The organism is Schaalia turicensis ACS-279-V-Col4, assembly GCF_000296505.1.
GTDB lineage: Bacteria > Actinomycetota > Actinomycetes > Actinomycetales > Actinomycetaceae > Pauljensenia > Pauljensenia turicensis_A.
This window is the reverse complement of record NZ_JH815208.1, coordinates 670587-695263: the sequence shown is the minus strand read 5'-3', so window position 1 is coordinate 695263 and position 24677 is coordinate 670587. Positions and strand designations below refer to the sequence as shown.

Genomic DNA, 24677 nt, shown 5'->3' with positions numbered 1-24677 from the left:
TCCTCCCTCAGTTCTTCAGCAGGTTGATATCGTCAACGCTCGTTGTCGACCGTGACTTGAAGATGGACACGATGATCGCCAGACCGACCACGACTTCAGCGGCCGCGACGATCATGACGAAGAACGCCATAATTTCACCGTTCACATCGCCGAAGATTCGCGCGAAGGTGACGAACACCAGGTTCGCGGAGTTCAGCATGAGCTCAACGCCCATCAGGGAAATGATGGCGGAGCGACGAACCAGAACGGTAACAGCGCCGATTGAGAAGAGCACTCCCGCAAGCAGGAGGTACCAAGCCAGACTCACTTCTCCTCCTCTTCCTTGGTTTGTGCGGGTGCTTCAGCGTCAGCCACACCGGCGGGACCGACCGGCTGATCAAGGCCGGTGGGCGCTGCCGGGCCAGGCATACCCCACGAGCCCGAACGCTCGACGGTCTGCGATGCAAACTGTGCAAACGGCGAGTCGATGGTATCGCCGGTACGGGCGAGCATGAGCGACTGTGCCACGTCGTGGTCGACCTGATCGATAGAACGCTCCAAGCCACGAACACGAATCACGCGCGGGACGGATTCTTCGACCGGGCCGAGGGTTTCACCGGAGATGGCCGGGACGTCAGCAGCGTTGCTGTGTGCGTAGACGCCAGGTGCCGGAAGCTGACCGATGCGTCGGCCGGATTCGGCAAATGCGCGCATCTTGGCCTTTGCGGTTTCTTCCTGCGAAATCTTCGGGCCGAGGTTGTCGGAGTGCGTCAGTAGCATTGCGCCGATTGCGGCGGTGATGAGCAGTGCGCCCGCAACCTCCATCGTCAGCCAGTGCTGCGAGAAGAGCGTCGTTGCGAGGGATTCGATCGGTTCATTCGAGTACGGGTCAGCGGGGACGAGGCCCTTTGCGTCAGCCGTGAACTTCGTGTGGCCGAGGGTGGCAGCGATGATCACTGCAAGGCCAAGACCCGCGATGACTGCTGCGATAATCGAACCGCGTGACTGCGTTGCGTAGTCATCGGTGGCACCGATGCCAATCATCATGATGACGAACAGGAAGAGCATCATGATTGCGCCGGTGTAGACGACGATCTGCACAACACCGAGGAACGGTGCCTGTTGCGTCAAGTAGAGAACTGCAAGACCCAGCATGACGCCGACCATCGAGATAGCGGCGTATGCGGCCTTTTTAAAGAACAGGACACCCAGTGCGCACACCACCATGACGATTGCGGTGCATGCGAACAGCACGGCTTCGCCGGTAGATGCCATCTCGGGCCATGTACCCAGTAGATTCATCGGACTTCCTCCTTTGCCACCACGCGCGCGTTGGCAAGGCTCGGATCCTCAGGACGGTGTTCCTTCACCCAATCAATCTGGGACTGGGTGGCACCACTGACCGCACCGCGGTAGTAATCGCCATCGTTCAGCCCCTCGACCATCGGGTGAGGCGGAGCGAGCATTCCATCGGAGAGAGGAACAAGCAGATCCTGCTTTTCGTAAATATCATCTGCGCGAGTGTAGGTGGCGAGCTCGAAGTCATTGCTCATCGTCAGAGCACGAGTCGGGCAAGCTTCGATGCACATACCGCAGAAGATACAACGCAAGTAGTTGATCTGGTAGACGTTGCCGAAACGCTCGCCGGGGCTGTACTGCGCCTCGGGAGTATTCGATGCTGCTTCAACGAGGATAGCGTCAGCGGGGCATGCCCACGCGCAAAGCTCGCAGCCAATGCACTTTTCCAAACCATCTGCGTAGCGGTTCAGCTGGTGACGACCGTGGAAACGAGGCATGACGCGCGCGGGTTCGCGCGGGTACTGCTCGGTGACGGTCGGACGGAAGAAAGACGAGATGGTGACGCCGTAGCCGGCGATCGGAGCAAAGAATTCGCCGATCGGCCCCTTCGGGTCATGCTCGAAGCGCATTTCCTCATTCTTCGAATCGTTCTTCTTACTCATCGGTGTCCTCCTTCGAGGCAGTCGCCACGACCGGCGCACGGCCGGCGCGCGGGGACTCAACCGGACTCTGACCGGGAAGTGGCGGGATCGGGAAGCCATCAGCGAAGCCGGTGTATTCCATATCTGCAGGCTTGGGGGCCGGTTCAGGCTCGCCCTTATCCGTGACCCACATAATCAGCATGATGATTGCGAAGAGGATGACAATCGATACGCCAAGGACTGGCAGGGAAACCTCAACCCATTCGGTGATGCCACGAACGACGGCGACGGCAACCAGCCAGACCAGAGCGATCGGCATCAGCCACTTCCAGCCGAAGCTCATGAACTGGTCGTAACGGAAGCGGAGCAGCGTTGCACGGGTCCAGATGAGGAGGAACATGAAGAACCACATCTTGAGGAAGAACCAGAGCATACCGAACCAGCCGTCGTTGATGACCGGTACGTGCGACAGTGGCCACGGCGCGTGCCACCCACCGAAGAACATCGTGGTGGCAACCGCGGAAACGTTGAGCATGTTCACGTATTCGGATAGGTAGTACCAGCCGAACTTCATGGACGAGTATTCGGTCATGTGACCGGCGACGAGTTCACCTTCAGCTTCGGGGAGGTCGAAGGGCAGACGGTTGACTTCACCGGTAGCCGAGATGCAGTAGACAACGAACGCTGGGATCAGCGCAAATGCCCACCAGACCTGGCCTTGGGAAGCAACGATCTGCGAGGTCGACATCGTGCCCGACATGAGGAACACGGAAACAAGCGCCATACCCATTGCGAGTTCGTATGAAATCACCTGGGCGGACGAACGAACCGCACCGTAGAGCGGAAGCGTCGAACGGGTTGACCAACCGCCGAGGACAACGCCGTACAGGCCAAGCGAGGTGATTGCCAGGATGTAGAGCGTTGCGACCGGCATATCAGCCAGCTGAAGCGGGCTGGAGTGGCCGAACAGGTTGACGTTCGGACCCATCGGAATCACGGCAAAGACGCTGAATGCGCTGAATGCTGCGATGGCCGGAGCGATGAAGTACAAGAACTTATCGGCTCCGCGGGTCCACATGTCTTCCTTGAACAGAAGCTTGCCTGCATCCGCGATTGCCTGGAGCAAACCGAGCGGGCCAGCCACGTTCGGGCCCGGACGGGTCTGCATGCGACCGAGGCCACGACGCTCAACCCAGAGGGCAAGAAGAACGTTCAGGATCAGGTAAACGATGATGAAGACGGCCTTGATGAGCGTCAGCCACCATGTTTCTTGCGAGAAATCTGCTGCGGTGTAATCAGGCACCGCACTGAGCAAGAGATTCACCGGGCCACCTCCCCAGTGGCGCTGAGAGCCACGAGGCAACCTGCGTCACCCAGCGACTGATGGACTGAAGAACCCTGCGAGCATTCGGGAACCCACACGACGTTGTCGGGAAGGTCCGCGATCTGCGCGGGCAGTGTGATGGAACCGCGTTCAGTGGAAAGCGTCAGGGCTTCACCTGCATTCACGCCGGCACCTGTCAGCGTTGCCTGCGAAGCGAATGCGATCACGCGACGAGCAGAACCAGCGAGCCACGGCGCACCATCTTGCAGACGGCCGGCATCAAGCATCGGCTTGTGCGTTGCGAGAACTGCCTGACCAGCACCGACTGCTTGAGGAGCCTGCGGGGCAACCGGCATGAACTCGGCACGAGCGCCGTCCCAGGTACTGATGGCGTTGACCTCGTCGTATAGGTCGGTCAGCGTCAGAATGCCAAGATCCTCGCCAAATTCCTCGGCCAGCTTGACCAGAACATCGCGGTCGGTCAGCGAACGAGCGGAAACAGCCTGACCGTAGGGGCGCAGACGACCTTCCCAGTTGATCGACGTGCCGTTCTTTTCCAACTGTGGAGCAACCGGAAGAACAACGTCGGCAAGCTCGGTGATCTCAGAGGAACGAACCTCAAGGCTCACCAGGAACGGAACCGTTTCAAAAGCGCGAAGCGCAAGAGCCGGATCGGTGAAGTCGCGGTAGTCAACGCCACCGACGACCAGTGCCTGAACCGAGCCGTCGAGGGCACCTGCAAGCTGAGCGTCAGCATCCAGGCCCGCGCCCTTCGGATAGGACTTCCAGCCGAGTGAAGCCTGCGCGGCCTCGTCGTCCAGTTGACGACCAAAGGGCAACACGCCCGGTAGCAGGCCGGCTTCGACTGCGGCACGATCACCGTTACGGCGAGGCACCCACTGCAAACGAGCACCCGTACGCTCAGCCAATTCGACAACCGCGGAAAGCAGGCCCGGGGTGCGAGCTGCGCGCTCACCTACCAAGATGACGCCACCGTTCAGTGCGGCTGCAAGCTCTGCGTTCTGTTCGCCCTCAGCAATCGAAGCAACAACCTCAGGCTCGGTGCCAGGAGCGGCACGCAACAGAGTCGCGCTCATCTTCGCACTACCGTTCGTGGTGAACGGAGCAACCGTCGCAACCTTCACGCCACCCTTACGAACACCCTTGCGCAGGCGCAGGAAGATCGCGCCCGCTTCATCTTCAGGTTCGAGGCCGACCAGCAGGACTTGCCCCGCATTTTCAAGGTCGGTGTAGGTGACGCCAAGACCAGTACCAGCAACCTTCGAAGCCAAGAACGAGGTCTCTTCAGCGGAAATCGTGCGAACGCGAGCGTCGATCGAATCGGAGCCGATGACGGTGCGAGCGAACTTGCTCCATGCCCAGGCATCTTCGAAACTCAGGCGACCGCCGGGCAGGAAGCCCGTCTGATCCGCAGCTTCGAGACCCTTACGGACACGGTCAAGAGCATCCGACCACGAGGTCGGAACCAGTATGCCGTCTTCGCGAACCAGCGGGGTGACCAGGCGATCCTGCTTGTCCCACTCGAAAGCGAAGCGATCCTTATCGGTGATCCACTCTTCGTTGACCTCCGGATCGTTGCCGGCCATACGACGGACAACCTCACCGCGACGGATATCGACGCGGAGTGCAGAACCGGAAGCATCATGCTCGGCGACCGACGCGGTCGACACGAGGTCGAACGGGCGGGCGCGGAAGCGGTACGAGGAAGCGGTCAGTGCACCAACCGGGCAGATTTGAATGATGTTGCCCGAGAAGTAGGACGCAAACTGGCGACCGGTCTGATCAAGATCAGCTTCGGTCAGGTCACCAGAGTTTGCCGAACCAATGATGCCCGCATCACCGTAGGGACCGGAGATTCCGGCGTTACCCAGGTTCTTCGGCTTCGGGTTGTGGAAGTCCAGAGCAGTCGTGTCGAACGCGCCGATCTGTTCTGCCATGAAGTAGTGGTCGTCGGTCGGAGCCGTACCACCACCGCGACCCTGCAGGTCGATGAACACGTCGCCGGAGATTTCCTTACCGAAGCGCACGCAACGCTGGCAGAGAATGCAACGATCGCGGTCGAGCAGGATTTGGCTGGTCAGACGCAACGGCTTGCGGTAGGTGCGCTTCGCATCGGCGAAACGGGACTTTGCGCGACCATCGGTCATTGCCTGGTTCTGCAGGGGGCACTCGCCACCCTTATCGCAGATCGGACAGTCCAGCGGGTGGTTGATCAGCAGGAACTCCATCACGCCATGCTGTGCCTTCTTGGCGACCTCGGATGTGAACTGAGTCTTGACGACCATTCCGGGAGTGACGGTCTGTGCGCATGACGGCTGAGGCTTCGGCATGAAACGAAGCTCGCCGGTGTTGCGATCGGGCATACCGACCTCGACCAAACACTGACGGCACGCAGCAACCGGTGCCAGAAGCGGATGGTCGCAGAAGCGCGGAATACGAATTCCGGCCTGCTCTGCTGCACGAATAACAAGCGTGCCCTGCGGGACGGCGACAGTGACATCATCAATGACGACATCAACCATGTTGGGAGCGTCGCTCATCGGACACCTCCTCTGGCGTAGATGGCGGATGCCTCGTAGGGGAAGAGCTCATTGGCCGGAGTAGTCAGACCGGCTTCGAACTCTTCGCGGAATCGCTGAATACCCGACTTGACCGGCGTTGCAGCAGCATCGCCAAGGGCGCAGAAGCTACGGCCGGCAATGTTGTTCGCGATCTCGCCCAGCAGGTCAACGTCTCCGGGAAGCCCCTGGCCCTTTTCGAGGCGGTACATGATCTGCTTGAGCCAGTACGTACCTTCACGGCAGGGCGTGCACTTACCGCAGGATTCGTGCTGGTAGAACTCGATCCAGCGAGTGACCACGCGAACCACCGACACGGTCTCGTCAAAGACCTGCAGGGCTCGGGTACCGAGCATCGAACCTGCAGCGCCGACCGACTCGTAGTCGAGCGGGGTATCAAGTTCAGCTTCGGTGAAGATCGGGGTGGAGGAGCCACCGGGAGTCCAGAACTTCAGCTGATGACCATCACGGATACCGCCGGCCATCTCGATCAGTTCACGCATCGTGATACCGAACGGAGCCTCGAACTGACCCGGATTGTTCACGTGGCCGGAAACGGAGAAGATGCCGTGCCCCTTCGACTTTTCCGTGCCCATCGATGCGTACCATTCCGGCGAATTGCGGAAGACACCAACGACCTGGGAGATCGACTCAACGTTGTTCACAACGGTCGGGCGGGCGTACAGACCTGCGACTGCCGGGAACGGTGGCTTCAAACGCGGGTGGCCACGACGGCCCTCGAGCGAATCGAGGAGCGCTGTTTCCTCACCGCAAATATAGGCGCCAGCACCAGCGTGAGCGGTGATCTTCAGATCGCCGAGCAGACCGGCATCGGTTGCCTCTTTAATAGCGTTTAGCAGACGACGGTATACGTGGACGACCTCACCACGCAGGTAAACGAACGCGTGCCTGCAGTTGATGGCGCGACTGGTAATCGCGATGCCTTCAACCAGAACATGCGGGTTCGCCATGATGGTCGGGATGTCCTTGCACGTACCCGGCTCGGACTCGTCAGCGTTGACAACGAGGTAGCGAGGCTTGCCGTCATCTGGTGGAAGGAAAGACCACTTGAGGCCCGTCGGGAAGCCTGCGCCACCACGACCGCGAAGACCGGAGTCCTTCACGATCTGGACGATGTCGCCCGCTTCAAGAGTGTTGGCCTTCTTCAGACCCTCGTAGCCACCGCGCAACAGGTACGAAGCGAGAGTCCACGACTGGTCTTCACCCCAACCGTTCGTAACGATCGGCGTGAGGGGCCCAGGAGCTACAAATGTTGTCATGCCTGTTCGCCTCCCTGCTCACCTTCGGTGCCAGCAACAGCAACCGGCTCGGTCCACCCATTTTCCGCGGCGAGCTTGCAACCCAGCAGGGACGGCTCACCGGCGGACGGACCTTCGTTTTCATGGCCATCAAGGAAGCCCGCGAGTGTGTGCTCAACTTCCTTGAAGGTCGGGGCAACCGCAGCGCCACGCGTCGGGTGGACGGGGCGACCAGCTTCGAGGTCATCGACCAGAGCAAGTGCCGATTCGGGCGTCTGATTGTCGAAGAACTCCCAGTTGACCATGACAACCGGCGCATAATCGCAGGCCGCGTTGCATTCGATGCGCTCAAGGGTGATGCGACCAGATTCGTTGGTTTCGTCGCTTCCCACACCAACGTGTTCGGAAACAGCATCCCAAATCGCGTCGCCGCCCATAACTGCGCAGAGCGCGTTCGTGCACACACCAACCAAGTAGTCACCGTTGGGGTGACGCTTGTACTGCGTGTAGAACGTTGCAACGGCACTGACCTCTGGACGCGACAAGCCCAGAATGTCGGCGACCAGGGCGATACCGTCGGGGCTGACGTAGCCGTCTTCGGACTGCACCAGGTGCAGCATCGGAAGAAGAGCCGAACGTGCGTGCCCTGTCGGGTAACGGCCAATAATTTCTGCGGATTCAGCCCTCAGGCGGGCTTCAACTTCCTGCGTGTAGCTCATCGGTCAACGCCTCCCAGCACCGGGTCGATGGCAGCAAGTGCAACGACGACGTCGGCCAGCTGGCCACCTTCGGTCATCATTGCCATGGCTTGAAGGTTTGCGAACGAGGGGTCACGGAAGTGGGCGCGGAACGGGCGGGTGCCACCGTCAGAAACGAGGTGAACACCGATGATGCCCTTTGCGTGCTCAACCTGCTGGTACACCTGACCAGCGGGGACCTTGAAACCTTCGGTCACAAGCTTGAAGTGGTGGATCAGGGATTCCATCGAGGAGCCCATGATCTCGGAGATGTGCTGCAACGAGTTGCCCTGACCGTCGGTTGCCACCGACAGCTGTGCGGGCCATGCAATCGCCGGATCCGCGACCATCACGGGAGCACCTTCGCACTTCTCAAGACGATCGAGGACCTGGTAGATGATGCGCAGAGACTCGTAGCACTCGTCGAAACGAACCATGACACGGTTGTAGACGTCTGACTTGTCGCGCGTCGGAATGTCGAACTCGAACTGTTCGTAACCACAGTAGGGCTGGGACTTACGAAGGTCGAGTGGCAAGCCAGCGGCGCGGACGCCCGGGCCGGTCGTGCCAAGAGCCATCAGAGCGGACAGTGGCATGACGGCCACGTCGCACAGACGCTTCTTGAAGATCGGGTTCTGCTTCGTCAGGTCTTCGAGCTCGCCGATATCGCGACGAGCCTTCGGAAGAAGCTCACGGATGTAGTCAACGGTGCCTTCGCCAATGTCCTGTGCGACACCACCGGGGCGGATGTACGCATTGTTCATACGCAGGCCGGTGATGCGTTCAAAGATGCGGAGGATCTCTTCACGACCGCGGAATGCGATCGTCATGATCGTCGTTGCACCCATTTCGTTACCGGTCGAACCGATAGCGACGAGGTGCGAGGCGATGCGGCAGAGCTCCATCATCATGATGCGAATCAGGTTCGCGCGCTCCGGAATGTCATCCGTGATGCCCAGGAGCTTTTCAACGCCGAGGCAGTAGACGGCTTCCTGGAAGATCGGGGCAACGTAGTCCATACGGGTACAGAGCGTCACGCCCTGCGTCCACGTACGGTATTCCATCGTCTTCTCAATGCCGGTATGAAGGTAGCCGGTGTCAACGCGGGTTTCGCGAACGGTTTCACCGTCGAGTTCGAGGATCAGACGCAGAACGCCATGGGTTGCCGGGTGAACCGGGCCAAGGTTAACGACGATGCGCTCGGAGGAAATCTTTTCGATTTCGTTCAGAACGTCCTTCCAGTCGCCACCCTGAGTCATGACCTCGGGAACTTCGTCCATATTCAGCGGGGCTGAAGAAGCCGCCGCGTGGAAGTGTGGTGTGCTCATCAGTTGTATGACCTCCGCGTGTCTGCAGGCGGAACTGTTGCGCCCTTGTATTCAACGGGGACGCCACCAAGCGGGTAATCCTTGCGCTGGGGGTGTCCTACCCAGTCGTCAGGCAGTGCGGTACGAGTCAGCGACGGGTGACCGTCGAAGATGATGCCGATGAGGTCCCAGGTTTCACGTTCCTGCCAGTCGTTTGCCGGGTAGACAGAAACGATGGAGGGAATGTGCGGGTCACCATCGGGGCACGTGACCTCAAGACGAATGTTGCGGTTGTAGGTGATCGACATCAGCGGGTAGATCGCGTGGAGTTCGCGACCCTCGTCTGACGGGTAGTGAACACCGTTCGTGCCAAGGCAGAGCTCGAAACGAAGATCTGCATCGTCACGCAGGTACTTTGCAACGCGAGCAATATGATCGCGGACGATGAAGATTGTCAGTTCACCGCGGTCGACAACAACCTTTTCGATGACCTCTTCAACCTTCAGACCGTCGGCTTCGATCAGTTCTTCAAGAATGTCGACTGTGTTGTCGAACCAGCCACCGTAGGGGCGTGGCGTTTCACCGGGAAGGAAAGATTCCTTCACCAGGCCGGAAAATCCGGTCGTATCGGGGAACATGCCTTCGCGACGCGTCATCAGTTCGGGTGCACCGAACGCACGCTGCGGGGCTTTGGCTACGACTTGGGAGTCGTCCGGGGTGACGATTTCGTCACTCATGCGAGGAGTCCCTTCATCTGGTGGGTGGGCGTTGCGGCGAGAGCTGCCTGCTCAGCCTTGCGGGCAATTTCCTGACGGTGAACGCCGAGTGGTTCCTTACCAATCTGTTCGCGCAGTGTCAGAACCGCGTGAATCAGGGCCTCGGGACGGGGCGGGCACCCAGGCAGGTAGACGTCGACGGGAACGATGTGATCGCATCCCTGAACGACGGCGTAGTTGTTGAACATGCCACCCGATGATGCGCATGCACCCATCGAAATAACCCATTTGGGTTCCGGCATAGAGTCGTAGACACGACGAATAACGGGAGCCATCTTGTGGCTGACACGACCTGAAACGATCATCATGTCCGAGTGACGCGGCGATGCGCGGAAAACTTCCAGACCGAAGCGGGACATATCGAATCGAGGTGTGCCGGCTGCCATCATTTCAATAGCACAACATGCCAGACCCATGGTGACCGGCCACTGGCTGTACTTGCGTGCAAGGCCGAGAACCTTCTCGATGCTTGTCAGCGCAACGCCAGCGGGCAGGCTTTCTTCAAGACCCATTTATCTGCTCCTGTCCCTCAGTAATCCAGGCCACCGCGTCGCCACTCGTACACGTATGGCACGGTGATGAGCGCGATGAACGTCAGCATTGCAATAAGCCCGAACAGGCCGAGCTGGCTGAAGCTCACTGCCCACGGGTACATGAAGACGACTTCAATGTCGAAGATGATGAACGTCATGGCGACCAGGTAGTAACGAACCGGGAAGCGACCTTCGTGAAGGTGCCCCGAGGTCGGTTCAATGCCACATTCATAGTTGTCAGCTTTGGTCTTAGACTTCTTCGTCGGGCCGAGAATCGCCGATGCGCCAAGGCCACCAAGTGCCAGCACGAGTGCAGCCGCAGCCATAATCAGCAACGGAAAATAGGGATTCGTCATCGTTCCTCCCGGGGTTGAAAGAAGTGAAGGGCGTTCATACGGACGGCACCATCTTTGTCAACATTGTGATGAGGCGGTCATCAAAGTCGCCGCCCTTACGTTCATAGCCGTCAGAAAGTAGCTTGTGAACGAAAGTCATAAGTCGCGGAATTGGCAGACCCCTGTTGGTGCAGAGCTGCATGATTCGCGGATTTTCAATGAGAGCCACGAAGACTCGGCCCAGCTGGTAGTAGCCACCGTATTCTTCGCGGAGAAGTTCGGGATATTCGCTCATGGCGCGGTCGATGCCTGCCGACGTGGTGCGCGAGAAGGCTTGGGCGATGCACGAGGCAGCGAAGCGACCCGCCTTCAGAGCCGGTGCGATACCTTCGCCATTAAACGGAGACACCATGCCACCTGCGTCACCAACGAGTACGAGGCCCGACACGTAGTGTGGCTTGCGATTGAAGCTCATCGGGAGGGCAGCTGAGCGGAGCGGGCCGATCTGATTTTCAGGGGTGAATCCCCATTCCTCAGGCACGTTCGCGATCCACTGTTCGAAGACCTTCTTGTAGGGAAGCTGCGTCGCATTGGCTGTAGAGGCAACAGAGCCCAAACCAACGTTGACGATTCCGTCGCCCATGGGAAAGACCCAGCCGTAACCGGGAAGCAGGTCCGATTGCCCGGGCACGCCCGACCAGAGTTCCAGCTGGGATTCCATGTAGTCTTCGTTGCCACGAGGCGACTTGAAGTAGGCGCGCGCCGCAACACCCATGGGGCGCTTGATCGCCTTTTCGATGCCGAGAGAGGTAGCGAGCCTGGCAGAAACACCACCGCAGTCGACAACCATCTTGGCGCGCATTTCCAAGGCCTCGGCATCTTTACCGCGCCCCTTCTTTGCCTTCACACCGCACACGCGACCCATTGGACTGGTCAGTGCGCCGGTGACGGTAATTCCCTCCATCAGACGGGCGCCCGCATGCACTGCATGCTGGATCAGATCGTGGTCCAGCTGCATGCGTGCGCGCGTCATCCCATAGCCCGGAAGCGACTTCTGATCAGGCCAGTCAAGGGAAATCGTGTGTCCTCCGCCGACGACGGTCAGCCCTCGGTTTCGGTTCCACGTGGAGATGTCCATGCCCATCGCGATCAATTCGTGGACGGCCGCGGGAGTCAGGCCGTCACCGCAAATCTTGTCGCGCGGAAACTCTGCTTTTTCAAGGACGAGGACGTCAATCCCTAGCTTTGCCAGGTGATATGCGGTGGAGGAACCCGCAGGTCCGGCACCGACGATAATGACGTCGGCATCCGTTACGCCAGTAAGGTCATTGACCACTGGTAGCCCTCCCAAAAAAGTGAGCGCAGCTGTACGGGCTGCGCAGATGTGCAAGTCGGAGCGGTGTGCACTGCACCGCGATCCGAATTGAAAGCGTAGCCTGTTGCGCCAACGAGTGCGCCCGTTCTTCAAGAAAGGCGGATTTTCGGGAAAAGTGAAATGCGAGCGTTAACAAAGATGCATTCAATTCGGAAAAAGAAGACGTACCTAATTCGGTACGCCTTCCTCCTCATTGATCTGTGGTGCCCTTAGGGCAACGGCTTCACAGCTCGGTGCAGTGCCGCGATTCCGCCAGTAAGGTTTCGATACTGGACATCGGTCCAGCCGTTCGCGGCGATCATTCGAGCAACATCTTGCTGATCCGGCCAATCACGAATCGACTCGATCAGATAGTCATAGGCGACATCATTCGACGACATTACTTTCGCCATCACCGGCATCACGGTGGACTGGTAGAAGTTGTAGAGCCTACGGAAAACCGCGTTCGGCGGGGTTGAAAACTCGCAGACAACCAGGCGGCCTCGTGGACGAACAACTCGCGCCATCTCACGTAGCGCGCGAGCCGGATCTGGGATATTACGCAGACCCCACGAAATCGTCACCGCATCAAAGGACCCATCTTCGAACTGCAGGTCAAGCGCATTACCCTGGACGAACTCAATGTCGGGGTGACGCTGGCGACCAACCTCGATCATGCCTTCGGACAGGTCGCAAGCCACAACCTCCGCCCCGCCCTTCGCCAAGGCTGCCGACGAAGCGCCCGTGCCCGCAGCAAGGTCAAGGATCCTCTCCCCCGGTGCCGGCTTCACCGCGTTGCGCAACGCGACCATCCACACGTGATCCATACCGCCTGTCATCAGCGCATCCATAAGGTCATAGCGCTCGGCAACACGGTCGAACATCGATGCGACGTCGGTGGTTGATTTCGTGAGGTCAGCGCGCAGTGCGCCCGAAGGTTCATTCTCCATACCCCTATCTTCCCACGTCGGCCCCTCGTGTCATACCTGCACCCATATCGCACTGCTCGTTCACACTTCGCGCATCCCCGCTCCCGCGCCCACATCGCACTGCCCGTTCACACTTCGCGCATCCCCGCGCCCGTCCTCACCAGTAAGACGCCCGCATTGGTTCACCCTCACACCCACACCCAGGTGAGGCGCACACACCCCAGCAAAGTCGCACGGGTAAGATTGACCCATGCCCACCGAGCTTTCCGTTCCCACTTTGCGTGTGCGTGCAGCCTCACTTCAAGGCACCCGCTGGGAAAACACGCCGCTGCTTGAACTGATCCCCGACGGCGTTTCGCCTTTCGTGTGGTTCGGATGGCGTCAATCAATGGTCGGCTGGGGCACCGCCGCCGAATGGTCATCCAACACCCCGTCCGCTATTTCCGATTCGGCATCGTGGTGGGACCAGGTGCGCCGTTCCGCAATCGGCGAGGCCGACCACACTGGCCTCAGCCTTCCCCTTGCTTTTGGGTCCTACGGTTTCGCTTCCCCCTCTGTTTCATACCTGAGCATCCCCGAATTCGTGATCGTGGCGACCAACAAGGAACGCTGGGCTGTTTCAATGTCCTGCTCGGATACTGCTCGTGATCCACTTGAGGTGCTCGCCCAGCTCCGCCCCAGTTTTAAGGACAGCGAACTGACCGGGCCGGACGGCCTCGTGACCGATACCGGCAGGATGACGCAAGCCGAATGGGCGTCCAGCGTCAAAGAACTCGCGGGGCGCCTCCAGGCTGGGGATGCCGCGAAGGCCGTCATGGCGCGCGACATGCTCGTACGGGCTGAAACCGCGATTGACCAGCGGTATCTTCTTGCTCGACTCAATAGGCTCTACCCGCAGACCTGGCGTTTCGCCGTCCATGACCTTGTGGGCGCCACTCCTGAAATGCTCGCGTCCGTGCACGTTTCTCAGCTACGTTCGCGAGTCTTGGCTGGAACTGCGCCCGCCGGCCACACCGATGAATTGCTCGCATCCGCGAAGGATCGTCGCGAACACACTTTGGCGGTTGATTCCGTTGTTTCGGCGCTTGCTCCCCTCGCATCTGAAGTCAACGCACCCGATGATCCCTTCATTTTGGAGCTCCCGAACGTCGTCCACTTTGCTTCCGACATTGACGCCACTTTGGCAGATGCGAACCTGTTGGATGCAGTCGCCGCTTTACATCCGACCGCAGCAGTCTGCGGGACACCGCGCCTCGAGGCGCTTGAGCTGCTGAAAGTTCACGAGCAAACCGCGCGCGGACGCTATTCCGGACCAGTCGGTTGGATCGACGCCGACGGTGAGGGGGAATTCTGCATTGCCCTCCGCTGTGGCCTTGTTGAAGACGACGGGCATACACTGCGCATTTTTGCAGGTGGCGGGATTATGCCGGATTCTGATCCTGAGATTGAGCTTGCAGAAACGCGCCAGAAGATGGCGCCATTGCTGGACGCACTCGGCTTGTGAGAGACATCCTTGGCGGACTCACTTTGTCGCTTGGCGGGTAGAGCGTCGCACCAGGTGTAACAGGTGCCAGGGTCAGGATCGTGACACGGCCCCAACTACACCCCACGCGACACAAACACGACTATCCAAGCAAAACCGTCGCACCAAGTGCAGTCGGGAACAAAAAACCAACCCACACACGGCACCAACTACACCCAACGCGACAAATCCGAGCTTTTAGACACACATCCGTCGCATCAGATGCAACTAGTGCCAAGGCCAGGATCGTGGCACGGCACCAAGCGCAGTCGGCGCACTTGCAGCAGAAGAGAGACCCCTAGACCGCTCCAAAAATCAACGGTTGATAGACAGTAAGACCCTGGCTTCTACAGGCACATAATGTGTCCGCAGAAGCCAGGGTCTTGTTCCGTCTGACAGACGCTTCAGCTACTGGTACAGCACGCTATACCGAATAACGCTCTGCCCGTCGATCAGTTGAACTCCTTGCGAGTACGTCGTTGGGACGCCACCATGGTGCCACCTGCAACAAGGAAAGCTAGCGACACGTACAAAGACAGCCCAATGTGCGCAGCACCCGTCTTCGGGAGTTTTGCAGGCGATGGCGGCTTGACATCGATCACTGCAGGATCTTTCGTGACCTTCAAGGTGAGCTGAACTGCCGAGCTGTCAGTTCCCTCAAGGATCTTGTCGCGTCCGCCTTCCTTCTGGACAGAAACCCATTCCATCGAGAACGATGCCGAACGACCACCTTCAGCTGTCGCCAACGCCTTCATGTATCCAGAAACCTCGCCACTCACGGTGATGTTCTGGTCAAGTGGCGCGGTGTCTGGCACCTTGAAGCCAGCCACTGTCAGAATCAAGCTCGACTTCGTGTCATCATGAATTGCTTGACGCAAAGCCTTGTACGTTGGGTAGTCGCCCTTAAGCTTCATCGAAAGAGTGACGACACCATCTGCATACGCCACATCCGAGATCTCAAAAGCATCCGTTCCGGTCAGGGCGTAGCTTGCCTTGTCCTTCGGCCAGACTGCTCGAAGTTCTTCAGGAACGCTAATGCGAGTCGTGAATTCACTCTCGATCCGCTTCACCATCACTCGATCGAAGTGCTCCGCGGGCACGTTGTTGCTCTTTTCGATCTCTTCCATCTTCTTCTGAATCACGCTGACATCAAGGTCAGCCGAGAAGTTCAATTCACTTTCGCGCTTGGTCATGTGGATAGCTGAATTCTCGGTATCACCATTGACCAGAATGTCGGCGGGCAACAGCGCCTGATCCGGAGTGATGACTGTGAAACGAATGGACTTGTCCGAAGCATCAGCCACAGCATCCCTGCCATCAGGCCACTGTTCCGCACCCCAGGAAAAGTTGAATTCCTTAGCCGTTCCAGCTTCAGAGGTAGCTGTCGCTTCGAACGCGCCGGTGACTTCACCAAAGAGCGTCAGCTGCTTACCAGCCGGAGCATCCGAATTAACCGTGACACCGGGGATAACCATCTTCATCCAGTGATCCTTCGCACCAGCATCCATAACAATCTTTTGCAACTGTGCGTAGTTCGTGACGTCCTTATTCAGCGTCATCTTCACCGTAAGGGTTCGACCGTGAACTGATGTTTCCTCAACCTTGAAGCCTTCACCAAAGTCCTGAACTTGTGGCGTGACTTCTGCCGGAAGCGAGAGGCCTTCCGGAATAGTGAAGGTTGCTTCGAAGGCAAAGTTGCGAACCTGAATCCCAAGTTTCTTGTAATCAGCAACCCCAGGATAAAGAGCCTCGATTGCCTTCATTTGTTCTTTAATAGGCTCAACATTCAGTGCGCCTACAAAGTCGAGCGATTCCCCACGGCGCACCGGATACGCAGCATTATGCTGAGTTTCTTCACCAACCAGAATATCGGCGGGCAGAATCCCCTGATACGGCTTCACTACGACGAGCGTGTACTCAATTGCCTTGACGTTGCTCGAGTTCGGATCCCTTGTCGAACCATCTTGCACCGCATTCCAAGCGAACTTGAAACGCTTTGAGGTGCCACCGGGGCTTGTAGCAACTGCCGAGAATGAACCGGTAACCTTTCCGCTTAACGTGAGCTTGTCACCGTTGGCAACCTTGTCACCATCGATACCCAAACCATTAACCGTCAGCGTTAAACCGCCATCAGCCATCGGGGTAACAGATTCTACAGCCGCCTTGAGTTTGGCGTAATCCGTCATTCCCGCTTTCAGGCTCAGGGTCACGGTGATGTCGCGATCGTCAACCTTCACGTCCGTGACCTCGAAAGCATCACCCAAACCTGCCGGGGTCCCCTGAGGAGACTCAGGGATAGTGACGCCCTCCGGCATGGTCAACGTTGCAGTGAACGTCGATGTCGGGGAAGTCAAAGCAATCTGTGAAAGCTTCGAGTTTTCGCTGTTAGCGCTTCGATCCATCATGACCGCAGAACGATCACTACCCGTAACCTCAGGGAACAACGATTCAATCACGTTCATCTGATCTTTGATGGAATCTGCGTTAATAACACCGGTCACGCTGAATGTGTCGCCAACGCGAACAAATTGTTCCTTGGAGCTTTCGGCAGGGTTGACACCCCAGATATCTCCAGGGATTTCAGCATCGTTCTCGATCTTGTCAACCTTCGGATCTTCTTTCCATCCGAGGTAGAAGGTCATATCTTTCGTGATTTGTGGGTTATCGCCTGGTCTGGAGAACAGCCACGACTTCCGGTCCTTGAAGTTATATTTCTTTCCACCGGTGGGGGTTGTGTACCAATTCGTCGTGTCGCCGAGTATCCATCCGTTCTTCTGAGCCTTCTGATCCGGCACAAGCGTGTTGTAGTCGAGCGCACCAAGAAGAGAGCGGAACTCGTCGCCGTATTCTGCCTTCTTCTTCAGTACTGCGACGTCGCCACCGTTGGGATCGGTAATAACCGTGAACACGTCTGGATTCGTCTTGAAAACGGAATCATCGGAGAAGCGACCACCATTTGCAGAGAATGCAACCTGATACAGGTTGACGTCGTACTGCGCATACAAGTCGATGCTTGATGCACCCGTAATGGAAAGAGTCTCGCCCGGAGCAATCGGCTTGCCCTGCCCTGCAGGATCCGTCGTCCAATGTTTAAACGTCTTTCCTGGAACAGCAAATGTTGAATCTTGAGCGCTGATCGAGTCAAAGTCCAGAACAGTCGCTGACTGAGCCGAGGGAGCAACGGCACTGACGAAGTTCGTGCCACCGTTGTTGTTGTGGTAGATCACCGACGCTGCATTCCACTTAGCGTAAACCTCAAGGTTCGTATCCACGGCAGATGAAGCATCAAACTCGTGTTCCGCACCAGCGTCATCCCTGTAGAACCATCCAAGGAACTCGACTCCATTCGCGTCGGTCGGAGTACCGGGATCCACATTTCCAGCAATCATGTCGAGGGCATAACCGCGAATTGTGGTGGCAGTCTTGGACTGTTGTGACCCGTCTGCGAATGAGGCGTTGGAGTTGTTCAATACGTAGGTAACCTTGGCGCTTGGCACCCACACGTGTTTGAGACCATCATCTGAGGCACGCGCAACGTTATAGGTGTACCTGTCACCGTTAATGTTCTTCGGATTCAACACATTCGTTGAAGAATCAGCCAAGGTCAGCAGGCTCAGTCGCTCATTACCGTTCTCGGCACCGTTCGTCGGCGTAGTGACGTTATAGTTGTAGGTCGGATCGTAAGCGATCTTGAACGAGCCACCGGTTACAACGTACTGCGCAGGAGCGTTCGCACCACCATTATCGGCTGTTTTATCTACCGCAGCAGTGTTGACAACGCTGTTGCCAACAAACTTAATGAACTGGCCTTCTGGGTTGTTACGACCAGCTCCGAATAGTGGAATGTACCGCAGGTTTTCACCGACGAGAGTCGAGTTCGTAAACGTGGCGTTTGAATTCTCGTAGTTGATGTTGTAGCCACCTGCGGTGCTGTTTTTGAAGACCATCGTGGAGTCGGTGACTTCCATGGTTGAATGATCACCCTGAGAAATACGCGATCCGTCAGAAGTGAGCGTAGAGCCGTTGACGATTCGAAGCTGGCCGAAAATTGCCATCGTCTGCTTATATGCAGAAGAACCAGTGGCTTTGTAGACATACAAGTCAGAGTTATTCAAATCGAGAGAATACGTGTCTTTTTCAGGGTTCAGGTAGTACCAGACTCCGCGCGTGGTGAGCGACGCATTATTCATCACAAGCGGAGCGTACTGCTCGCTCTTTTCGTCCTTCGCTTGCACATTCACCGTGCAGTTGTTAAAGCTAGAACCTTTCCCATAGGTGAAAGCTCGCCCAGTGCTCTCTAGGGCAGATACGGTCAGCGCTTCTCGCGACGAACCGTTGAATTTGCCTTTCAAGTTAAAAGCAATCGCGTTCCGATCAAGGATGTAGATACCATCATTGACTTCCGCGCCAGAAGCAATGTCGAGAGCAGTTGCAAAACCGCTCATCGTGAGCTTAGCGCCATGAGAGGCCCCCAGCTTCGCACCGGCAGAGAGAATGATGCCATTTTGGCCGTTTGAACCGGTAAAGGTGGCATCTGAGTACACGTCAAGGTGTGCACCACTTGGGATAGTAAGCGGAGTGCCGGTTGTAAAAGTGCCTGCGATATGCAAAGTTCCGCCGTCACCAAGTGCATTTAAACCAGCTTTCAGCGATGCAAGTGGCGCATCTGCAGAAGTGCCAGCATTATCATCACTGCCAGAATCAGCATTCACCCAGACGTCAGACAAAGACTTGGTAGCCGGCGCCATACGAGGAAGCCTCTGTGGCTGAGCTATCTTATTTGAATCGGAGGGGGAGGCTTGAGAAGGAAGCGATGACGAAGCGGTTGGTTCGCCAGAGCCAGTCGACTGCGTGTTTTCCGTTGTAGCATTCTCTGAATCGCTCGAATTTGAAGCCGAAACTCCCATTCCATTGTCCGATGCATCTGCCTGGGATGACGAATCAGTCGGTGCAGTCTGAGACGCAGGAGCCTGCACCTTAGAAACCGTACTCTCTGAGCCTTCTATCTGTTCAGTAGCCCATGCGCTTGCTGGTACGCCAATCAGGACTACCGAGGCAGAGACGGCGAGCGCAAGTAGGCGCCGGCATGTCCCCCTCGTCCACGGAGCTCGATGATTCTTCATCACTTACCTCTTATTCTTAGACACACGTTTGTTTTCAACGAGGAAAACTCCGGCTCACATATGCAGTGGGATGCTTACATTATCTTCCTCGTCATCAAGAAAGCACCAGCCCCGCACTCCCGCGAGATATGTCATACCTTTTTGGAGTAACTGTCCGTACCAAGCGCAAACCGAGACATGTGCATACACACAGGTGGGCCCACCCAAAGGGTAGGCCCACCAAGAGTTCGAATCAGCAGAGCTGTCAGGACGCCTTGCCGAGCGTGACGGTCACATCCCGCTTCTCACCATTGCGGACGTAAGTGATCGTTACTTCCTGACCACTCCGGTAGCGACGGATGTACCCGGTCAACTGCTTCGACGAGGACACCGACTCTCCATCAACGGCGGTGATCACGTCCCCTGCCTGCAACCCGGCCTGAGCAGCGGCACCGCCACGCGTCAGTTCCTCAACCGAGGCGCCCGCAACGTTAGAACCATCAACGGCAACAGCCTTCGTGGTCACCGAAACACCCAGGACCGCATGATCAACGGTGCCGGTTGCGATTAGCTGATCGGCCACGGAGGTCACCAAATCAACGGGGATAGCGAAGCCCAAGCCGATCGACCCGGCCTTGTCCGAGCTGGTATTCGACGCAATCGACGAGTTGATTCCGATCACCTTACCGGTCGCATCAAACAGCGGGCCACCGGAATTACCAGGGTTAATAGATGCATCAACTTGGATAGCGTTGGTGATCTGAGTATCCGTGGAGGACTGAGCCTGAGCCTGATTTTCTTCTTGTCCACCACCAAAACCGGGCAGTTGACCGAACGGATCGTTCGGGTCGACCTCTTGAGAGTTTTCTTTGCTTCTCGAAACTTCAACTGGCCTGTTCAGAGCGGAAATGATACCGGTGGTTGCAGTGTTTGACAGGCCCAGCGGAGCGCCCACGGCCATGACTTCCTGGCCGACAGCCAAGTCTGACGACGAACCGAAGGCAGCGACCGTCAGGTCGGAAGGAGCGTTTTCCAGGCGAATAACCGCAAGGTCAGTCGTCGGGTCAGTTCCGACGACTGTCGCGTTGTACAAGCGACCATCACTGAGAGTCACCTGGATCGTCGCATCGGCACCGGTCGCACCTGAAACGACGTGGTAGTTCGTGACAATGTCGCCTTGAGCGTCGTAGATGACGCCGGATCCAACGCCGGAGGACGAACTGGAGCTCACTGAAATCGTGACAACCGCGGGTTGTACAGCTGCCGCAACCGCCTGCCAGTCAGGGTCTTCACCGCTGGTACTAACAGGCTGAACGGTTGACGCGCTTGTCTTCGTGTTTGCTGACGAATCGGTTTCGTTTGCCTTTCCATGACCGGCATTGATCATCGCGAAGGCTCCCGACAGGGACACGGCAGCAGTAACCGTCATGCCAAGGATCATTGCAAGCCAGCTAGGACCGCGACGCTTCGAACTCCGCCTTGCAATAGCTACCGTCGGCGTATTTGTCGGTGCACTCAAAGGTGAGGTGTAGGGGTGAGTCTCCGTCGTCGGCCCCTTCCCGCCCGCGTACGAGGCTCCTTGCGAACGCGATCCTGGCTGATTCGGCTGTTGAAAGCCTGCTGATTGAGTGGCCTCCGCACCCTGGTAAGCCTGAGAGCTCGACGGCTGGTAGGGCTGGCCGCTCGTTGCAGATTGGTAGGTGCCACCGGAGGTCACGCCGGAGTACGCAGAACCTGTTCCGTATGACCCCTGCTGTTGGGAGGGAGTCGAACCGGTCGCGCTGGCCGGCTGAGCGGGTGAGGATGGACGCGCAAACCTTGCGTGAGGCAACGGCTCTGTCGGCCTAGTTGGAGACGACTCTGTCGGCGTGGTGGGACCTGAGACTTGAGCGGGACGCCCCGCCCAGCGGGAGAGCGGAGTCGATTCCGATGTCCTCGAAGCGCCCGTGCCACTGGCCTGCGTCTGGACACGTGGTGCTGGCTTAGCTGTGGGGGTGGTTTCTGCTTTCGTCGGTTCCGATGACAAGGCGCGCTGTTTGCCATTGTTGGGTGAGTCGCTCATTGCGGATCCTTCATTAGCTAGCGTGTTAAAAACTGAGTGCTTCTTGGAAGCTGATGACATTAGTGTGCACCCGCTTCTTGCCGACTCACTGAATCTTTCCTGTGCGTTTCCTGTGGTGCTAAATCTGATCCGCCAGCTTCCTCACATCAGCAATTTGCACAGGTCGAGCGCATTTCACATGACAGATCCGGATCCCGTGTACGTCGGAATCAAGCTCGCGCATCACGTCTTGACGCGTCATACATTCCACATAATCCACGCCGTAGGCGTGAGCCAGGTGCTTAAGAGACTGCGGTTGAGCAGTCGCAAACCATCTCTCGAACGTCGGAGCGTTTTCTGGGCGCCCGTGTTCAAGGGTGGAGAAAATTGACCCGCCACCATCGTCAGCAACAAAGATCAACAAATCGGGGGTGGCCTCGTCCGCTGGGATAGCCAACGCGCCCACATCGTGGAAGAACGTCAGATCCCCCATCAGCGCAACAGTCGGCTCTTCGCGAACAAGTGCCAGACCAATCGCAGAAGCGATCGTGCCATCAATTCCCGCAAGGCCCCGGTGAGAAACAACGGAGCGCCCATGCCCATCAACACCAACCAGGTCAAGTGCACGGATCGAGTGAGATGCTCCCACCATCAGCGGACGCGAATCGTAACTCCACACTAAGTCAGCAAGAACAAGCACTGACATCGGGGATTCATCAAGAATCGTGCGAATCTGCTGGGAGACTCTTCGGCCAGCTTCCTTCCACTGCTCCAGCCACACATCGTCCGTTGAAACCTGGCGTGGCGGAGCAAGCGATGCCACCACTTCACTGGCACACCCCTCAACATCAACCCACTCATCATGCGGGTCGACAACAATCAAGCGAATGTCACTGCGCCCAAGTAACGCAGACACGGGACGCGACAGGGTCGGACGACCGGTAACGATCACCTGTTGAATCTGATCTGCTAAGGGCGAGGCAAGGAGCACCTGCTGGTGAGCAATTCGATTCGGATCGCACGCAAGAACACTGGTCGGTTCAGCAAAAATCGGGATCTTCGCATAATTCGCCCAAGCTTCCCCACTCTGGTCATCACCATCGCCCGCCACAATCACAGTTCGCAGTGACGAATCAACGACGTCATCCCACGTCTGACCGAGACGACGAGGCCGGTAGATCGACGGCGATGACACCTTGGCAAGAGACAAAGGCTCAAGTGTCGCTGAACCTGACTGAGGTGTCAGCGGATCACGGAACGCAACATTGATGTGAACGGGACCTGCAACACCTGACGGTCTACCGCATGCGCGATGCACGGCTCGAGCTACTCGCGAGTCAACGCGCTGATCGGGCTTGGTATCCGCTGGCAAATCAAGGACAGTTGGAGCGTGCGGACCGAAAATGCCGTACTGAATCGTGGTTTGAGATGCTCCAACACCGCGCATTTCATCTGGACGATCCGCACTGAGAACGATCAGAGGCCGGTGAGAATGAGCGGCCTCGGCGACCGACGCATGTAACTCAGCCACTGCCCCGCCCGAAGTCGTCACAATCGCAACCGGCGACAGGTCCTCGACGTCGTGGCAGGTGGGCTCGCTTGCCCATCTCCTGGTCAAGCCGAGTGCGAGGAATCCAGCTGAGCGCTCATCAAGGCGAACATGGGCGCGGACAAGGTCGCCCCGCACTGCTGAGTCAAGAGCGTAAGCAAGGGGCGCGCTACGAGACCCAGGGCAGTACACGATGTCATTGACACCCGCAGCAATCAGCGCACCGACAATGCGCTGGGCAAGAACAATTGACTGGGATTCAGGCATGATGTCCTCCAGCGACAGATTCGAGATGCGCACACATGAGGTCAAGACGGTGAAGCCACCGGTCACGTATTTCAGCGTCAACGGGGCGGGCATCAACCAGACTCTGATCTGGTTCAACGTCACGCACCGGCAAAAACCCGTCAACAGGAAGCAGGCGTTGAGGGACAACGTCACAAGCCAAGAAGTGCGATGTCGCCAATCCGCACGCGCGTATCATTCCTGGCAGAAGCGAAGCGGCCCGCACACCGACGGCCAGGCCAACACTGGATTCCAAGGCGGACGAAACCACTAGGTCCAAGCCGGTTTGCTCACCAATCTGTAGGGCTCGTTCGATTCCACCAAGCGGAGCAATCTTAATGATCGCAACATCCGCGGCCTGAGCGCGCGCAACTGCTTGAGGATCATCCGCCCTGCGAATTGATTCGTCTGCAGCAATGGGCACATCAATTGAACGACGCAAGGTTGCCAAATCTTCGACCCTGGCACACGGCTGTTCTGCGTATTCAAGACCGCCCACTTGCATTGCTGCACGGTCTAGCTGAGGAACGGCTTTTCGCGCGTAGTCCACATCCCATGCGGCATTCACATCGACTCGAATACGACCGCGTTCGGCTCCGACCGTATCAACAAGCGCCTGAGCAACGGCTTCGACTCGAGCAATATCTTCGCTCAGTTCAGTATTGGGATCCGCAACTTTCACCTTCGCCGTAGCGCAACCACCCGAACTGATGACTCTCTGGTAGGCATCGGATGCGCAAACAACCGGAATCGTGACATTCACGGGAACACGATCGTGCAGTGAAGTTCTGCGCGGTCCAGTCGCCACCGAATAGGCGCCAGCCAGCCAGGTTGAGGATTCAACCGGGTCATAATCCCAAAATGGCGACGCTTCTGCCCAGCCGGACGGCCCGTGTAATAGCAGTCCTTCCCTGCTGGTCACGCGCCTAAAACGCACGTTCATCGGCAGATGGTGAAGAAGCAGATCATCGACGCCATCAAGAACGCGACGAACATGGCTCGGCAAAGATGCCATATCAATGCGCGTCAATTCACCATGGGATTCGCTCATACTTCCATTGTGCCCGAATTGGCGTCTCAACAAACTGTGAGGACGCCCAGTTGTGGATTGTCGTTATTCACAGGC

At 57.6% G+C, this 24677-nt stretch carries 18 protein-coding genes; 1 reads left to right on the top strand and 17 read right to left on the bottom strand.

The window, feature by feature from the left end:
- Positions 1-7 precede the first annotated feature (7 nt).
- The 13 genes from nuoK to HMPREF9241_RS02960 form a co-directional block, all read right to left on the bottom strand.
- Positions 8-307 carry an NADH-quinone oxidoreductase subunit NuoK gene (gene nuoK / locus HMPREF9241_RS03020; protein WP_006680808.1) on the bottom strand — a complete coding sequence of 100 codons (300 nt, stop codon included), beginning with the start codon at positions 305-307 and terminating at the stop codon, positions 8-10.
- Positions 304-1281, bottom strand: a complete 978-nt coding sequence (locus tag HMPREF9241_RS03015; RefSeq protein WP_006680807.1) for an NADH-quinone oxidoreductase subunit J — start codon at positions 1279-1281, stop codon at positions 304-306. Before HMPREF9241_RS03015 ends, nuoK begins: the two co-directional genes overlap by 4 nt.
- Entirely contained in the window at positions 1278-1940 is a 663-nt protein-coding gene (nuoI, locus tag HMPREF9241_RS03010; protein WP_006680806.1) for an NADH-quinone oxidoreductase subunit NuoI, read from the bottom strand. Before nuoI ends, HMPREF9241_RS03015 begins: the two co-directional genes overlap by 4 nt.
- Positions 1933-3243 carry an NADH-quinone oxidoreductase subunit NuoH gene (nuoH, locus tag HMPREF9241_RS03005; protein WP_006680805.1) on the bottom strand — a complete coding sequence of 437 codons (1311 nt, stop codon included), beginning with the start codon at positions 3241-3243 and terminating at the stop codon, positions 1933-1935. The genes nuoI and nuoH overlap by 8 nt, the downstream gene beginning before the upstream one ends.
- Positions 3240-5804 (bottom strand): NADH-quinone oxidoreductase subunit G, encoded by a 2565-nt coding sequence (locus HMPREF9241_RS03000; protein ID WP_006680804.1) that lies wholly within the window; start codon positions 5802-5804, stop codon positions 3240-3242. The genes nuoH and HMPREF9241_RS03000 overlap by 4 nt, the downstream gene beginning before the upstream one ends.
- On the bottom strand, positions 5801-7102 hold the full coding sequence (nuoF, locus tag HMPREF9241_RS02995) for an NADH-quinone oxidoreductase subunit NuoF (RefSeq protein ID WP_006680803.1): 1302 nt from the start codon (positions 7100-7102) through the stop codon (positions 5801-5803). Before nuoF ends, HMPREF9241_RS03000 begins: the two co-directional genes overlap by 4 nt.
- Positions 7099-7800: an NADH-quinone oxidoreductase subunit NuoE gene (nuoE, locus tag HMPREF9241_RS02990; protein WP_006680802.1), complete on the bottom strand. Its 702-nt coding sequence runs from the start codon at positions 7798-7800 to the stop codon at positions 7099-7101. Before nuoE ends, nuoF begins: the two co-directional genes overlap by 4 nt.
- Positions 7797-9146, bottom strand: coding sequence for an NADH-quinone oxidoreductase subunit D (locus tag HMPREF9241_RS02985; RefSeq protein WP_006680801.1), 1350 nt, complete (start codon positions 9144-9146; stop codon positions 7797-7799). The genes nuoE and HMPREF9241_RS02985 overlap by 4 nt, the downstream gene beginning before the upstream one ends.
- Positions 9146-9862 carry an NADH-quinone oxidoreductase subunit C gene (locus HMPREF9241_RS02980; RefSeq protein ID WP_006680800.1) on the bottom strand — a complete coding sequence of 239 codons (717 nt, stop codon included), beginning with the start codon at positions 9860-9862 and terminating at the stop codon, positions 9146-9148. The genes HMPREF9241_RS02985 and HMPREF9241_RS02980 overlap by 1 nt, the downstream gene beginning before the upstream one ends.
- Positions 9859-10413, bottom strand: a complete 555-nt coding sequence (locus tag HMPREF9241_RS02975) for an NADH-quinone oxidoreductase subunit B (RefSeq protein ID WP_006680799.1) — start codon at positions 10411-10413, stop codon at positions 9859-9861. Before HMPREF9241_RS02975 ends, HMPREF9241_RS02980 begins: the two co-directional genes overlap by 4 nt.
- A gap of 17 nt (positions 10414-10430) precedes the next feature.
- Positions 10431-10790 (bottom strand): NADH-quinone oxidoreductase subunit A, encoded by a 360-nt coding sequence (ndhC, locus tag HMPREF9241_RS02970; RefSeq protein WP_006680798.1) that lies wholly within the window; start codon positions 10788-10790, stop codon positions 10431-10433.
- 34 nt (positions 10791-10824) lie between these two features.
- Entirely contained in the window at positions 10825-12105 is a 1281-nt protein-coding gene (locus HMPREF9241_RS02965) for a geranylgeranyl reductase family protein (protein WP_006680797.1), read from the bottom strand.
- Between the two features lie 248 nt (positions 12106-12353).
- Positions 12354-13073 (bottom strand): class I SAM-dependent methyltransferase, encoded by a 720-nt coding sequence (locus tag HMPREF9241_RS02960; RefSeq protein ID WP_006680796.1) that lies wholly within the window; start codon positions 13071-13073, stop codon positions 12354-12356.
- Between the two features lie 229 nt (positions 13074-13302).
- On the opposite strand from HMPREF9241_RS02960, the gene HMPREF9241_RS02955 reads away from it, so the two are divergent.
- Positions 13303-14556: an isochorismate synthase gene (locus HMPREF9241_RS02955; RefSeq protein WP_006680795.1), complete on the top strand. Its 1254-nt coding sequence runs from the start codon at positions 13303-13305 to the stop codon at positions 14554-14556.
- A 470-nt stretch (positions 14557-15026) separates the two neighbouring features.
- Here HMPREF9241_RS02955 and HMPREF9241_RS02950 read toward each other — a convergent pair whose 3' ends face one another.
- The 4 genes from HMPREF9241_RS02950 to HMPREF9241_RS02935 form a co-directional block, all read right to left on the bottom strand.
- Positions 15027-19322, bottom strand: a complete 4296-nt coding sequence (locus tag HMPREF9241_RS02950; protein WP_165544425.1) for an InlB B-repeat-containing protein — start codon at positions 19320-19322, stop codon at positions 15027-15029.
- Between the two features lie 619 nt (positions 19323-19941).
- Complete coding sequence (locus HMPREF9241_RS09245) at positions 19942-21738, bottom strand: S1C family serine protease (RefSeq protein WP_006680793.1); 1797 nt, start codon at positions 21736-21738, stop codon at positions 19942-19944.
- A 118-nt stretch (positions 21739-21856) separates the two neighbouring features.
- A complete protein-coding gene (menD, locus tag HMPREF9241_RS02940) occupies positions 21857-23626 on the bottom strand; it encodes a 2-succinyl-5-enolpyruvyl-6-hydroxy-3-cyclohexene-1-carboxylic-acid synthase (RefSeq protein WP_131367609.1) in 1770 nt (589 codons plus the stop codon).
- Positions 23526-24602, bottom strand: a complete 1077-nt coding sequence (locus HMPREF9241_RS02935; RefSeq protein ID WP_006680791.1) for an o-succinylbenzoate synthase — start codon at positions 24600-24602, stop codon at positions 23526-23528. The genes menD and HMPREF9241_RS02935 overlap by 101 nt, the downstream gene beginning before the upstream one ends.
- Positions 24603-24677 lie beyond the last annotated feature (75 nt).